Source organism: Streptomyces buecherae (assembly GCF_014295035.1).
GTDB lineage: Bacteria > Actinomycetota > Actinomycetes > Streptomycetales > Streptomycetaceae > Streptomyces > Streptomyces youssoufiensis.
In genome coordinates this window covers 6,594,795-6,607,922 of the sequence record NZ_CP060404.1, presented here as the reverse complement: position 1 = coordinate 6,607,922, position 13,128 = coordinate 6,594,795, and the positions used below count along the sequence as shown (strand labels likewise).

Genomic DNA, 13,128 nt, shown 5'->3' with positions numbered 1-13,128 from the left:
CCCGCCGGTGGGTTCCGGCGGGCCGTCGTGAGCGCGGGGGCGGTTGGGCCGCGCTAGAGCTCCATCTCCGCGGCCTCATCGGCGCCCAGCATGTGGCACTCCCCGGTCACGAGATCCACAGCGACCGGGCCGTTTCCGATGGCCATATCCCGCCAGTTACCGGTCCGCAAGAACTCGGCGGACTGGCAGGCGAAATATGCCACGGTGCCCCGCCGCACGGGAGGCTCGGGCGCGATAGCGAGTTCCATCTCCAGCGATTTCCCCTTGGCGAACTCCGCCGCCAACGCCCTTGCTTCGCTCTCTTCGATCATCACTCAGCGCCTTCGGGTCCCCGGCTGTCCATGGGCGAGCACCGTATCGATCCGCGCGTCGGGACCGTACACGGGCCAGACGACCAGGCCCTCGGCCAGCGCACTCTCGATCTTCCCCATCACGGCCCACAAACGGGAAAGCGGCCTGGGGCCGCAGGCCAGCCGAGTTCACGGCGACGTCGAACGCGGACATGCTCGAATGCTTCCGCCGATCACAATGCCTCCGCCGATCAAGACGTGCGATCGGGCTCGGGAAGGTAGGGGCCAAAGTGATCGGCGACAATCTCCGCCATCGCCCCGGCATCGCGAGAGCCGTCCACTTCGATGACGCGGATACCGAGCTGGTGCGCCTGACGGACGGCGTCCTCGGCGACGAGTTGATCGCGGGCCAACCGGTTGGCCTGTGCGCGGGCGGAATCACTGACGTGGTGGCCGAGCGAGGCGGCTCGGGGTAGCTCACGGACCTGGTGGTCACGGAACTCGGGCGTGGGAACCATCACGACCATCCGGCGCGGTGAGTCCACGATGGGTGCGACGAGTTCGGGTCGCAGCCCCCAGCCCTCGGCGATGACGGAGTGGCCGGACACGAGCGCGCGCAGATCGTCGAGAGCCCAGTCGAACCGGACCGGAAAGCCGGCCAGGGTCTCGGCGGCCATTTCTTCCGGACCCGTGTGGACCCACACCGTGTCCGGGTCAGGCTCGGTGGCCGGCTCGCCGAGAGCGACACGACGGGCGATCCTGCGGTCGTTGTGGCCGCGGGCGTCGTGGTAGTCGTAGTGGTACACGGTGACGCCGTACCGAACGGCCAACATCCGGGCGACAGTTGACTTGCCGGCCCACTGGCCACCGCCGATCCACAACGCGCGGCGCAATGTGCCGAACGGGTCCCAGACCTCACCGTCGGCGAGGGAGTCGTGGCCGGTCATCTGCTGTCCTCCGGTGTTGAGGCGCGGTGGCTGACTTCGGTGGCACAGGCTACTCAGTCGCCGGCGGCGGCCCGCTGCCACGGGACGGCGAGGGTGTTGCCGTTGCCGCGTGCGCGGGCGGGCGCCCCGAGGTGACCTGAAGCCGTCAGACACCGCGAGAGACGTGGAAAGCTGCCGACTCGCGGGGCCCGCTAGCAGCATCGCCCACCACCATGCCCCCTGGGAGGCACTACGCGTGTTCGCATCGCTCTTTGTTCTGTTATACGTCGCCCATTTGTTAGCCGACTACCCATTCCAGACAGACCATCAAACAGCACACAAAGGAGAGCAAACCGCGATCGGGCGGCGCGCTAACGCCACTCACGCTCTGATCCATGTGGGAACGTCAGCCACCCTCCTCGCCACGGGCGCGGCCGTACTCGACCTCCGCTACAGCGTTCCCATCTCTGCGATCGCTCTGGTCTGGATCGGCGCCAGCCATTCCTTTATCGACCGCGGGTGGCCAGTGGAGCGGTGGATGAAAAGCAACCTCCAGGAGAAGTCTTTCGAGAAAGGAGGAGCCGCTCATATCGACCAGGTCGCACACGTTGCCGCGTTGACTGTCGCCGCACTTGCCATTGCTGGACTTTCCTAAGTGAATGATGCTCAACGGCTTTGTTGAGGGCCTCAGGCCCGCCGTCGGGCTGACGCTCGCGCCGAAGCTCAGGCAGCGGGCGTACGGCAGCGTCAGGCCCCGCCCGTCGCGCTCGAAGGAGACGTACGGGCGGGGCCACGCGCGGTGCAGTCGGACCTCAGCCCCCGCCAACGGGCTCGCCACACCACAACGTCGGCGGCTGCCCGCCTTGTACGCGGGCGCGCAGAGCATGCACCAGAGTCGGCTGTTCGGCCTCTTCCAGTGGCGTCCACACCAGGTGGGACCGGCCGCATCCGCCGCACGGCGGGAGCTCTTCCGTGGGCAGCGTTCCGCCGTCGAGCACCAGCACCATCTGCTCCACGTCGCCCCCGCGCCCCGATGGCCGCTGGTCGATGGCCAGGAGCGGGGCCGGCTGCGCCGGGGCCCGTAACCCCAGGGCCGCCGACACCCGTGCCGCAGCCTGTCGCAGTGGCTCGTCGGGGCGCAGGATGACTCCGGGCGGGCCCGCCTCACCGTCCCGTACGACCTGGAGTACGCGAGGCAGACGGCCGCTGAGGTCACGTGGGTTGAGCGAGTTGAGCGGGTCTTCCGGGTGCCACACGAGCAGGTTGACCCATGTCTGCCGTGGCATCAGCGCGTCGCCGTCCCGCGCGCGACCTGAGCCATGCCGGCGCACTCCTCCGGGCTTCTGTCATCGAAGGTGCACAGCCCCGCCGAGTTACACCCGTTGGACCAGAACCACCCCTCGACCGTGGTGTGCTCGACGCGCCGCGCGTTCGGGCACAGCACGTCCTTGCGCAGCGCGTCGGGGTCGAAAAGGGCGAGTTCGTATGCGCGTTGGAAGTCGGTGTCGGTGGCCGGCGCCCACACGCCGTCGGCCCGTAGGAAGAACCGCAGCGCCACCCCCTTGACGATGACGCGGTGCGTGCCTTCGAAGACGAGGTGTTTCAGCGTGGCGCTTCCGGCGAGGGTTGGGGGTGTGGCGCCTGCGGCGAGGGCGGGGGTCTGGTTCATCGAGCCGCTCCCCGGCAGTGTGGCCGGGCACCAACGTGGTCGATCATGCGTGAGTCAGCTCCTCAAAACGTGGCTGGATGGAGTCCCGCCTTGAGACTGCTGACACATAAGGCCAGAACTGCCACATCCCGATGACAGTTCTGGCCCTAGCCGTAACACAACGTGAACGGCTACCAACCCAGCCAAGCCCCGTAGTTGTTGAACGAGTTCGACATCCGACGCTTCGCCGCTTCGAGCCCCGCGTATGTCTCACGCACCGTCGGGTGGTATCGCGTCTGCTGCGGAGCTAGCTTGCGCGCTTTGACGAGGCTCTGGAACGAGGCATCCGCCTGTCCGGTCCACATCTGCGCCCGAGCCAGTTCCGCGTAGTGGTGTGCCAGCCGCGACGGTGGCCAGCCCTCGGGAAACGCCACGGCCTTGGCCGACGTGACGGCCTCGGGGTACAGGTCCAGTTCGGCGAGCACGCTGACCCGGTGCACTTCGACGTTGGTCGGCCCGAAGGAGAGCCAGTGGACCTTCTCCGCGTGGCCGGTCCGCGTGGCGATGCGCTTCGCCTCCGTCAGGTGTCCCTCCGCGGCGTCCTGGTCCTTGTCGCGCCCCGCGAGGACCGCCGCTCCAAGGTGCAGTTGTCCCTGGAGCACGTCCTTCACTCGCCCGGGCTCCGCCTGGTCCAGTACGCCCATACCAAGCGCGATGAGCCGTTTGCCAGTTCGGTAGTCACTGGCCCGGAAATAGGCCAGGGCGCGCAGGTACTGCCGCATCCCGCTGAGTACCGGATCAGAGGCCCGCTGCGCCGCCCACTCCAACCGGTCAAGCGCCACACCGCACAGGTCCGGGAAGCCGAGCTTGGTCGTGATGTCGTACGCGGTGCGGTACAGGCTCGCGAGCACCGTCCACGCCTGCGCACTCGCATGCGTGTGGGCGGTCGTCGTCGTCTCATGCAGGAGGATCGGGAGATCCGCTGCCACACGCTTGATTTCCGCAGCGCGGACCAGCGCGCAGAGCTGGTCGGCGGCCTCGCTCAGCTCAGCCAGGGGGCGGGGAGCGACATCCGGGTCGGGGCCCAGGTCGTAGATGTTGAGGGCTTCGCGAATGGGCTGTATCAACGCGTCAAGCTGGTCCTTGCGCAGCTCCTCCAGGTAGGGCTGACCCGTCAGCGCCGTCACAGGAACCGACAGGGCTCGCGCCAAGGCCCCCAGTACGGAGGGACTGGCGGGCATGCGGTTCTGCTCGACTTTCGTCAACGTCGAGTAGCTGACGGCGGACAGATCAGCGAGAGCATGCTGCGTCAGACCGCGAATCTTTCGCTCGTGTGCGATGCGAGCGCCGGTGGTGGTGAGGATGGGCATGACCACGGGGCATCTTCCTCCTTGTGGAGAACGTACCGCGTGGGTCGGATTAGCAGGGCCAGGAGGAACGGCTGATGGCATTACCCACCGAAGGCCCCCCACCCTTCACCGACTCCCCCCTCCGCATCAGTGACACCCGGGGAGCCGACTTCGCCGACGCCGTTCGGCAGGCGTCCCAGCAACTCGTCGCGCTGGACAACGGGCCGCTCGGTGTGCCCGTGGCCGAGCCGGCCGTGCGAGCGTTCCGGATAGTGCGCGACCGGCTCGACCGTGCCGACTACGACCCACGACACGGGCGCGACATCCGTTCGGCAGCAGCGGAGTTGGCCGAGGTGGCCGGGTGGGCGCTGTTCGACGTCGAGCAACACGCCGCCGCGCGGCGGGCCAACCAGACGGCCCTGGCTCTGGCCCGAGAGGCCGGCGACGCGAGCATGGAACTGCTGATCCGGCAGAACATCGCGATGTGCAGCGAATGGACAGGGAACCATCCCGAGGCGTTGGCCGTCACGCGGGGTGTGCTGGCACAGGGTGCGCTTTCGCCTCGCGTGGAGGCCATCTTTCGCGTTCGGGAGGCCAAGGGGCTGGCCGGGTTGGCGCGTACCACGGAGGCGGTCAAGGCTCTGGCGCTCGCCCGTTCCCTTTTGGACGACGGGACGCGCGACAGCGATCCGTACTGGGCGTGGTGGGTGACGCCCGAGGAGATCGACGGGCACCTGGGGCACGTGTTCCAGGAGGCCGGTCGTACGGGCGAGGCCATCGAGGTTCTCCAGGGCGTGGTGAACCGCCCGGCGACCGTGCCGGTCGGCCACGCGGGGATGAGTGACGCCCGCCTGCTCGACTGTCTGCTCCGGGAGCGCGCCTGGTCCGACGCCGAGGCGCTCACCCACCGGGTCATCGCGGCCGTGCGGATGCGCTCCTCCCAGCGCGTCCGCTCCGCCCTCGGGCGGGCGGCGGAGCAGAGGCGCGGGCGCGACAACGCGCCTCCCAGCCTGCGGGACGCGCTGACGCACCTCGCCGGCATCGCGTGTGCGGGTCCCTTGGACTTCGGGTGAGGGGCCGGGTCCCTTCGGGCCCGCAAGGAACAGCCTGCCCCCGGCGGGCGCCCGCACTACCGGGCGGGAATACTCGGTCGCACGGCCTGGTTGACACCGGGAACGCTTGAAGATTCAAGCGTATGTCGAATGACGACGCAGCGACAAGGAGTAGCCCGGTGAAGGTCGAGATCTACAGCGACATCGCATGCCCGTGGTGCTACGTCGGTAAGACGCGCTTCGAGCAGGCGCTGGCCGCGTACCCGCAGGCGGACCAGGTCGAGGTGGTCTACCGGCCGTTCCAGCTCGACCCCGGCGCCCCGGAGGAGCCGCTGCCGCACCGTGAGGTGCTGGCGGCCAAGTACGGGCCGCAGTCCGTGCAGATGGACGCGCGGATCACGGAGCTGGGCGCGGCCGAGAACCTCGTCTTCGACTTCGACACGGTCGTGGAGAACAACTCGCTGCTGGCCCACCGGTTGCTGCGGTACGTGCTCGACACGTATGGGAGCGAGGCCCAGGCGCGGCTCAAGGGGCGCCTCCTCGCCGCACACTTCGGTGAGGGCATGGACATCGGCGACCGCGCGCAGCTCGCCGACGCCGCCGTCGCGGTCGGGCTCGAACGCGACCCGATCACCGAGTTCCTGAACGGCGACGACCTGCACGACGAGGTGCTGGACGAGATCGAGGTGGCCCGCGCCCGTGGCGTCACCGCCGTGCCCACCTTCGTCTTCGAGGGGCAGTGGGCCGTCCAGGGCGGCCAGGAGGCGGACACCTTCCTGCGCGTCTTCGAGCAGGTGGCCCGGGAGACGGCCGGTGCGGCACCCGCCGCCGCCAGCCAGGACGCCGGCGCGGGCCAGGCGGGCCAGGGCGGCGCCGCGTGCGAGGGCGACGCGTGCGAGGTTCCGCGCGACTGAGCGGTGCGAGGGCGGCGGCGCGGGGCGGGCGGCGCGGGCGTTCCGCGCAGCCGCGCCGCCCGCGCGGCGCCCGGTTCGCCCGCGCGACCGGCCCGGCTCGGCCCGGCGGTCGAGGAGGCCGGCGCTACAGGTTGACCGACGCCGCGACCGGCAGGTGGTCGCTGCCGGTCTCCGGCAGGGTCCACGCCGAGACCGGTTCCACGCCGCGCACCATGATCTGGTCGATGCGGGCCATGGGGAACGACGCGGGCCAACTGAAGCCGAAGCCGTCGCCCGCCGCGCCCTGCGCGGAGCGCAGTTGGGAGGTGACGGGGGCGAGCGCGCGGTCGTTCATGGTGCCGTTCAGGTCGCCGAGGAGGATCACGTTCGCCAGGCGCTCGTGGGAGATGGCCTTGCCGAGGGCCTCCGCGCTGTCGTCGCGCTGGCCCGCCGTGAACCCCGCGTTGAACTTGACCCGCACCGACGGCAGATGCGCCACGTACACCGCCACCTCGCCCTTGGGCGCGGCGACCGTGGCCCGTAGCGCGCGGGTCCAGCCCATCTTGATGTCCACGGCCCGCGCGTCCTTGATCGGGTACGCGCTCCACAGGCCGACCGTGCCCTTGACGGTGTGGTACGGGTACGCCGACTTGAGCGCCCGCTCGTAGGCGGGCAGCGCGTCGGCCGTCAGCTCCTCCAGCGCGACCACGTGAGCGCCGGACGCCGCCACGTCCCTGGCCGTGCCGGCCGGGTTGGAGTTGTCCGCGTTGACGTTGTGCGTGACGACGGTGAGATCCCCGCCGGAACCGGACTTGCTGGTCAACAGGCCGCCGAAGAGATTCAGCCACACGATCACCGGCAGCAGCAGCGCCACCAACGCGCTGGCCGACCTGCGGAACAGCGCGCAGGCCAGCAGCACCGGAATGGTCACCATGCCGATCCACGGCAGGAACGTCTCCAGCAGGCTGCCGAGGTTGCCGACGTCGTTGGGAACCTGCGCGTGCAGGATCATCAACAGCGCCAGCAGCACCGCGCATCCCGCCACCACCAGACCGCGCCGCCAGACGTCGCGTCCCCGCCAGCCGTTGATCAGGCGGCGCCCCCGGGAGTCAATCAGGCGGCGCACCCGAGAGCGGACCGGGCCGGGTTCGTCCCGGTCGTGCCCGGTCTCTTCCGCGTACGCCTGCGCCATGCGTCGTCCTCACTAGCTCACCGGCCCGCCACCGCCTAGACCATAGGCGATGACCAGGTCGTTTCCCGACGCCCTGGGTGGGCGTCTCGATAGGGAGGACGAGTGACGGGCGGGCCCGGGTTCCGCCGCACGGGCCTGAGCCAGGCGCTGTGACACGACAGGCACAAATCGGCGTACGCACCGGCCCGTGCCGTACGGTCGCGGGCGCGCGGGCACACACGGGCGGTCGCTGACCCGACTCGCGACCACCGTCATGGCTGGCCGAAACCAACTCAACGCGGAGGGTCACTCGCGCCCCACCGGCCCCACCCGGCAGTGCCGGGCCACGGGCCCCAGCCCCCAGTTGCTGATGCCTCGCGAGCGCGCGCGTACCGATCAGCCCGCCGGACCGTACGGTCAGCCGGCCGGCCGGCCCGCGCCCGTACTCCCGAATCCGTACTCCCGCGCCCGCACTCCGAATCCGTACTCCTGAGCCCGCACTTCGGACCCGCGACCCGGGCCCGCCGGCCCGTCCGTTCAGCCGCGCGGGCGAACCCCGTCCAGCACCGTGTCGACGATGCGTTCCGCGAGCCCCTCGGGCAGGTCCATCCACTCGTGCAGGAGCATCCGCGAGAGCATCGGGCCGACGAAGAGTTCGGCGAGGAAGTCCACGTCCTGGTCGGTGCGGATCTCGCCGCGCTCGACGCCGCGTCGCAGGACCGCGCGCAGGACCTCGGTCCGCTTGTGCACCACCGTCTCGTGGTACGTCCGCCACAGCTCCGGGTGCGCCTTCACCTGCGTCACCACCGTGCGCAGCAGCGCCGAGTGCCGCTTGGCCAGGCCGCGCCGGCGGAGGAACTCCAACAACCGCACCAGGTCGTCGCGGACCGACTCGCCCGCGGGAGCCGGCGGGTCCGCGTCGAGGGCGCGCATCACGTCGAGCAGCAGCGCGGGCTTGCCCGACCAGCGGCGGTAGACGGTGGCCTTGCCGACGCCCGCCTCGCGCGCTATGCGCTCCATGGACAACTCGCCGATCGTGACGCCCTCTTCGAGGAGGCGCAGCACCGTCTCGATGATCGCCGTGTCGGCCGCGGCGCTGCGCGGCCGACCCCGCCGCTCCCCCGGCACCGGAGCCGGCACGCCCGCGGGGCAGCCCGTCGCGGCGGAGTCGGCCGAGGGCGTCGTACCGCACGGCGCCCCGCCATCCGACGCCGTGGCCCGCGCGGCGCCGCCCGCCCCCGCGGGGGACGCCGCGTCGGCGGGCCCCTCCCCGGGTGCGGGGTCGGGCCGGTCGGACGCCTGCTCGACGTCGGATGGCGTGGGGATCACCGGTGTGCCTCCAGCGTGTTCGGCTCGTCCTGTCCGTGCTCCGTGGCGCCGCCGGCCGCGCCCGCGCCGTCCGACCCCGCCCGCGCGGCCGGCTCCTCGCCGGCCTTCTCGCCGGGCCCCTGGCCAGGCCCCGCGCCGGCCTCCTTGCCGGGCAGGAACACGGCGACGACCAGCGCGCCGAGCAGTGCGACGCCGGCCGCGCTGAGGGCGGTGACGTGCATGGCGTGGATGAACGCGTCGTGCGCGGGCTCGACCAGCGCCTTGCCCCGCTCCCCCATCCGCTGCACCGCGCCGAGCGTGGCCTCGATGGACTCGCCGGCGGTGTGCCGCTGGGCGGCGGAGAGACCGGGTACGGCCGCGAGGTCGTCGTCGATCCCGTTACGGTACGTGGTCGACAGCAGCGACCCCAGCACGGCGACGCCCAGCGCTCCGCCGACCTGCCGGAAGGTGTTGTTGAGCGCGGAGCCGGAGCCGGCCTTGTCGCGCGGCAGGGCCTGCATGATCGCGACGGTGACGGGCGGCATGATGTGCGCCATGCCCGCGCCCTGGAGGAAGAAGAGCACCTCGAGGACCCAGATGGGGCTGTCGGTGTCGAGCAGCAGGAAGCCGGCGAGGGTCGCCGCGATGACCACCATGCCGCCGGTGCACACGGCGCGCGCCCCGAAGCGCTCGACCACCAGGCGCGAGCGCGGGGCGAAGAGCAACTGCGCCACGGCGAGCGGCAGCAGCAACAGGCCGGACTCCAGCGGGGTGTAGCCGCGCACGCTCTGGGTGTAGAAGACGATGAAGAACGTCACGCCCATGAGGGCGAAGAAGACCAGCGCGATGGCGGCGATGGCGGCCGAGAAGGCCGGCTTGCGGAAGTAGCTGACGTCGACGGCCGGGTGGTCGCTGCGCCTCTCGTGCCAGACGAACAGCGCCAGCACGGCCAGGCCCAGGCCGATGGTGCCGAGCACCTCGGGGTCGGTGAAGTCGGCCAGTTGGCCGCCCTTGATGATCCCGTACACGAGCGCGATGAGCCCCACGATGGACAGCAGCACGCCGATCGGGTCGAGCCGGCCGGGCTTGGGGTCGCGCGAGTCGGGCACCAGGACGACCATCGCGATCAGACCCACGATCACGACGGGGACGTTGACGAGGAAGACCGAGCCCCACCAGAAGTGGTCGAGCAGGACGCCGCCGGTGATCGGGCCGATCGCGATGGCGAGGCCGACGGCGGCGACCCAGATCCCGATGGCCTTGGGCTGCTCGTCCCGCTCGAAGACGTTCATCAGGATCGCCAGGGTGGCCGGCATCACCAGCGCGCCGCCGAGGCCCATCACGGCCCGGTAGGTGATCAGCTCGCCGGGCGATCCGGAGAACGCGGCGAGCACCGAGCCGATGCCGAACACCACCATGCCGGCGAGCAGGACCTTCTTGCGGCCGTACCGGTCACCGCACAGGCCGGCGGTGAAGAGGAGCCCGGCGAAGACGAGGGTGTAGGAGTTGATCGCCCATTCCAGCTCGCTCTGGGTGGCGCCCAGGCCGGTCGGCTCCGGCGACGAGATGGTCTTCATGGCGACGTTGAGGATCGAGTTGTCCAGCACCACGATCAGCACGCTGAACATGAGGACGACGAGGATCGCCCACCGCCTGCGGTGGATCGCCTCGGGCACGGTGCGGACCGTGTCTATGTCGGAAGGTGTTGCCATGGCGCCCAGACTACGACTATTCCGATACGGAACCGTCTCGTATTGGAAAGTCTTTACGTAGCGCCTCGAGCGGATGATCGACCTCCGTGGCCGGCTTTCCGGCCACGCTGCGGCGCGGGTGCGGGGGGCGCGGCCCAGCCGGGCCCGGGCGGTCGCGCGGGTCCCGCGCCGGCGCGGGACCCGGGGCGCTGCGGGCGGGGGCACGGCGGCTGTCCAGATGGCGGGCGTGATCCGTGGGACGAACGAGGGTGGACGACCCTTCCGCAGCAGGTAGGCAGCGTGCCAGCATGGAGGCGGTCCAGGGACGCCGTGAGGGCGCCTTGAGATGACGAAATCGGAGCCATGTCATGACGACGCATGCCTCGCAACAGGCTGCACACACCACACCAGCCACGCCAGCCACACCCGTCACACCGGCCGCGCCCGCCGCCGCACCGGGCGCCGGCGCGCCCGACGGCGGCAAGGCGCTGTACGGCGGCAAGGGGACCCGGCGGATCACCGTCCGGGACATCGCCGCCGCCAAGGAGCGCGGCGAGAAGTGGCCCATGCTCACCGCCTACGACGCGATGACCGCGTCGGTCTTCGACGAGGCGGGCATCCCCGTCATGCTCGTCGGCGACTCGATGGGCAACTGCCACCTCGGCTACGAGTCCACCGTGCCGGTCACGATGGACGAGATCACCATCCTCTCCGCGGCCGTGGTGCGCGGCACCAGGCGCGCCCTCATCGTCGGCGACCTGCCCTTCGGCGCGTACCAGGAGGGCCCCGTGCAGGCCCTGCGCAGCGCGACCCGGCTGGTCAAGGAGGCGGGCGTGGGCGCGGTGAAGCTGGAGGGCGGCGAGCGCTCGGCCGACCAGATCGAGCTGCTCGTACGGTCCGGCATCCCGGTGATGGCGCACATCGGCCTCACCCCGCAGTCCGTCAACGCCTACGGCGGCTACCCGGTCCAGGGCCGTGGCGAGGAGGCGGCCGCGCAGTTGCTGCGGGACGCCAAGGCCGTGCAGGACGCGGGGGCGTTCGCCGTCGTGCTCGAACTCGTACCGGCCGAGCTGGCCGCCGAGGTCACGCGCTCGCTGCACGTGCCGACCGTGGGCATCGGCGCGGGCGCGGAGTGCGACGCGCAGGTGCTGGTGTGGACGGACATGGCGGGCCTGACCGGCGGCCGGGTGCCGCGCTTCGTGAAGCAGTACGCGCAGTTGCGCCAGACCCTCGGCGACGCCGCGAGGTCCTTCGCCGACGAGGTCGTCGGCGGCACCTACCCGGCGCCTGAGCACGCGTTCCGGTAGGCCCTCCGGTAGGGCGGTCCCGTCCTACCGGGCCTTCGGGCCCCCTGCCCGGGCCGTGGCGCGCCACGGCCCGGGCACACCCACCCGACCCGCGCGCGACAGGCGGCTGCCTACGCGCGGGCCAGCGGCCACCCGCGCGCCGGATCGCCGAGCCACACGCGGTGCTCCCGCGCCGTGACGGTCAACCCGAAGTCGAACAACTCCGGCCGCCCCGCGCCCTCCCACCACGCCAGCGCCGCCGCCGTCTCGCCGGCCAGGTCGCGCGGTCCCCACTGGTACACCGTGCCGTCGCCGGCCGCGTACGCCCACGAGTCGTAGCCGCACCACCAGTGCGCGTCACCCTGCCGCCAGTGCGCCACGTCGGCCAGGCGCGCGCCCACCGCGAACTCGGCGTGCGGGTCGCTCAGCAGACCGACGTCGAAGGTGGCACGGCTTCGCCGACTGGTCTCCCACCGCGCGGCGGAGAAGACGGCGTCGATACGAGGCCGACCACGTTGGCCGCGCACGGACATGAACGTGGTGGCACCCGTGAAGCGCCCCTCGGCGGCCCCCTCCGACACCGAGAGCCGCACCAGCCCGTGGGAGCAGAAGGCGGTCCGCAGCGGGGAGAGGATCAGCCCACCCGGGCGCACCTGTTCCACCCAGGCCCACGGGACCGACGCGACCGAGGCCGTGGCCACCAGGCGGTCGTAGAGCGCGCCCGGCGCCCACCCCAGCTCGCCGTCCGCCTCCACCACCGTGACGCCGCCGTACCCCGCCCGCCGCAGAGCACGGCGCGCTCCGGCCGCCACGTCCGCGTCGATCTCCAGGCTGGTGACACGCTCGGCCCCCACCCGGGTGGCCAGCAGGGCCGCGTTGAAGCCGCTCCCGGTCCCGATCTCCAGGACGCGCTGGTTTGGGTGGAGATCGAGGTCGGCCAGCATGTCCACCACGGCCGTCGACGCGGAGACCGAGCTGGTGGGGAGGTCGCCGCCGGCGGGGTCGGGCGCCCCGCCGTCCACCTGGGTCACCACGGGCTGGGTGGGATCGCGCACCAGGTGCGCCCATCGCTCGGGCTCGCTGGCTCGGTGGAGTTCGCGGTACCGCGCGCCGTCGAGCACCCACACCGAGTCGGGCATGAAGTCGGATCGGGACACGGCGTTCCAACCCCGCTCGATCCACGGCTCGGGGAACGCGAGTCCATCTCCGTACGCCGTCACCTCGGGGTCCTCACTTCCGGTGGGTGCCGCCACCCGGCTTCTGGACGTCGGGGTGTTGTCCGTCCTGATCGCGCGGCGAGGGCTGCTTCGGCTGCGGATTGGGCTGCGGTGGCTTTCCGTGCGTACCCATCGGTCCTCCCTGTCGACGCCCTGTCGACGCCGACGGGGGCAGTGTGAGGCCGGTCGGCCGTGGACGGGAGAGCGCACGGGGGTCCGTTCGCGCCGTGGGGTGGGCCGTACGCGCCGTGGGGTGGGCCCGTGCGCGCCGTGGGTGCGCCGTAGGGTGCGCGTCGG

Annotated in this window: 13 protein-coding genes; 4 read left to right on the top strand and 9 right to left on the bottom strand. The window is 71.4% G+C overall.

Going from position 1 to position 13,128, the window contains the following annotated elements; translation table 11 throughout:
* Positions 1-53 precede the first annotated feature (53 nt).
* Positions 54-311: a YrhB domain-containing protein gene (locus H7H31_RS26280; RefSeq protein ID WP_187064241.1), complete on the bottom strand. Its 258-nt coding sequence runs from the start codon at positions 309-311 to the stop codon at positions 54-56.
* Positions 312-541: 230 nt separating this feature from the next.
* Positions 542-1,237, bottom strand: a complete 696-nt coding sequence (locus H7H31_RS26275; protein WP_187064240.1) for a hypothetical protein — start codon at positions 1,235-1,237, stop codon at positions 542-544.
* Positions 1,238-1,472: 235 nt separating this feature from the next.
* Here H7H31_RS26275 and H7H31_RS26270 point away from each other — a divergent pair, with 235 nt between their 5' ends.
* Positions 1,473-1,871, top strand: coding sequence for a DUF3307 domain-containing protein (locus H7H31_RS26270; protein ID WP_187064239.1), 399 nt, complete (start codon positions 1,473-1,475; stop codon positions 1,869-1,871).
* A gap of 157 nt (positions 1,872-2,028) precedes the next feature.
* Here the strand turns inward: H7H31_RS26270 and H7H31_RS26265 are convergent, their stop codons facing one another.
* The 3 genes from H7H31_RS26265 to H7H31_RS26255 form a co-directional block, all read right to left on the bottom strand.
* The gene (locus H7H31_RS26265) at positions 2,029-2,502 is read right to left on the bottom strand and encodes an NUDIX hydrolase (RefSeq protein WP_187064238.1); all 474 of its coding nucleotides are present in this window, start codon (positions 2,500-2,502) and stop codon (positions 2,029-2,031) included.
* A complete protein-coding gene (locus H7H31_RS26260) occupies positions 2,502-2,885 on the bottom strand; it encodes a hypothetical protein (RefSeq protein WP_187064237.1) in 384 nt (127 codons plus the stop codon). Before H7H31_RS26260 ends, H7H31_RS26265 begins: the two co-directional genes overlap by 1 nt.
* A 170-nt stretch (positions 2,886-3,055) precedes the next feature.
* Entirely contained in the window at positions 3,056-4,234 is a 1,179-nt protein-coding gene (locus tag H7H31_RS26255) for a helix-turn-helix domain-containing protein (protein WP_187064251.1), read from the bottom strand.
* A gap of 74 nt (positions 4,235-4,308) precedes the next feature.
* On the opposite strand from H7H31_RS26255, the gene H7H31_RS26250 reads away from it, so the two are divergent.
* Together H7H31_RS26250 and H7H31_RS26245 are read left to right on the top strand one after the other, a co-directional pair.
* Complete coding sequence (locus tag H7H31_RS26250; protein ID WP_187064236.1) at positions 4,309-5,286, top strand: XRE family transcriptional regulator; 978 nt, start codon at positions 4,309-4,311, stop codon at positions 5,284-5,286.
* A gap of 158 nt (positions 5,287-5,444) precedes the next feature.
* Positions 5,445-6,179: a DsbA family oxidoreductase gene (locus H7H31_RS26245; RefSeq protein ID WP_187064235.1), complete on the top strand. Its 735-nt coding sequence runs from the start codon at positions 5,445-5,447 to the stop codon at positions 6,177-6,179.
* Positions 6,180-6,303: 124 nt separating this feature from the next.
* Here H7H31_RS26245 and H7H31_RS26240 read toward each other — a convergent pair whose 3' ends face one another.
* The 3 genes from H7H31_RS26240 to H7H31_RS26230 all read right to left on the bottom strand — a co-directional run bounded on the left by H7H31_RS26240 (position 6,304) and on the right by H7H31_RS26230 (position 10,349).
* A complete protein-coding gene (locus H7H31_RS26240) occupies positions 6,304-7,350 on the bottom strand; it encodes an endonuclease/exonuclease/phosphatase family protein (RefSeq protein ID WP_187064234.1) in 1,047 nt (348 codons plus the stop codon).
* 516 nt (positions 7,351-7,866) lie between these two features.
* Positions 7,867-8,469: a TetR/AcrR family transcriptional regulator gene (locus tag H7H31_RS26235; RefSeq protein ID WP_187064250.1), complete on the bottom strand. Its 603-nt coding sequence runs from the start codon at positions 8,467-8,469 to the stop codon at positions 7,867-7,869.
* Positions 8,470-8,654: 185 nt separating this feature from the next.
* Positions 8,655-10,349 (bottom strand): MFS transporter, encoded by a 1,695-nt coding sequence (locus H7H31_RS26230; RefSeq protein ID WP_187064233.1) that lies wholly within the window; start codon positions 10,347-10,349, stop codon positions 8,655-8,657.
* 347 nt (positions 10,350-10,696) lie between these two features.
* Here H7H31_RS26230 and panB point away from each other — a divergent pair, with 347 nt between their 5' ends.
* Positions 10,697-11,635, top strand: coding sequence for a 3-methyl-2-oxobutanoate hydroxymethyltransferase (gene panB / locus H7H31_RS26225; RefSeq protein WP_232110092.1), 939 nt, complete (start codon positions 10,697-10,699; stop codon positions 11,633-11,635).
* 110 nt (positions 11,636-11,745) lie between these two features.
* On the opposite strand, the gene H7H31_RS26220 is transcribed toward panB, so the two are convergent.
* Positions 11,746-12,834, bottom strand: a complete 1,089-nt coding sequence (locus tag H7H31_RS26220; RefSeq protein ID WP_232110091.1) for a methyltransferase domain-containing protein — start codon at positions 12,832-12,834, stop codon at positions 11,746-11,748.
* Between the last annotated feature and the right edge of the window lie 294 nt (positions 12,835-13,128).

What these genes read in the sequence shown, in the direction of transcription:
- H7H31_RS26240 (WP_187064234.1), bottom strand. Translation starts at nt 7,350, where the DNA reads ATGGCGCAGGCGTACGCGGAAGAGACCGGGCACGACCGGGACGAACCC.
- H7H31_RS26280 (WP_187064241.1), bottom strand. Translation starts at nt 311, where the DNA reads ATGATCGAAGAGAGCGAAGCAAGGGCGTTGGCGGCGGAGTTCGCCAAG.
- H7H31_RS26265 (WP_187064238.1), bottom strand. Translation starts at nt 2,502, where the DNA reads ATGCCACGGCAGACATGGGTCAACCTGCTCGTGTGGCACCCGGAAGAC.
- panB (WP_232110092.1), top strand. Translation starts at nt 10,697, where the DNA reads ATGACGACGCATGCCTCGCAACAGGCTGCACACACCACACCAGCCACG.
- H7H31_RS26260 (WP_187064237.1), bottom strand. Translation starts at nt 2,885, where the DNA reads ATGAACCAGACCCCCGCCCTCGCCGCAGGCGCCACACCCCCAACCCTC.
- H7H31_RS26250 (WP_187064236.1), top strand. Translation starts at nt 4,309, where the DNA reads ATGGCATTACCCACCGAAGGCCCCCCACCCTTCACCGACTCCCCCCTC.
- H7H31_RS26230 (WP_187064233.1), bottom strand. Translation starts at nt 10,349, where the DNA reads ATGGCAACACCTTCCGACATAGACACGGTCCGCACCGTGCCCGAGGCG.
- H7H31_RS26275 (WP_187064240.1), bottom strand. Translation starts at nt 1,237, where the DNA reads ATGACCGGCCACGACTCCCTCGCCGACGGTGAGGTCTGGGACCCGTTC.
- H7H31_RS26255 (WP_187064251.1), bottom strand. Translation starts at nt 4,234, where the DNA reads ATGCCCATCCTCACCACCACCGGCGCTCGCATCGCACACGAGCGAAAG.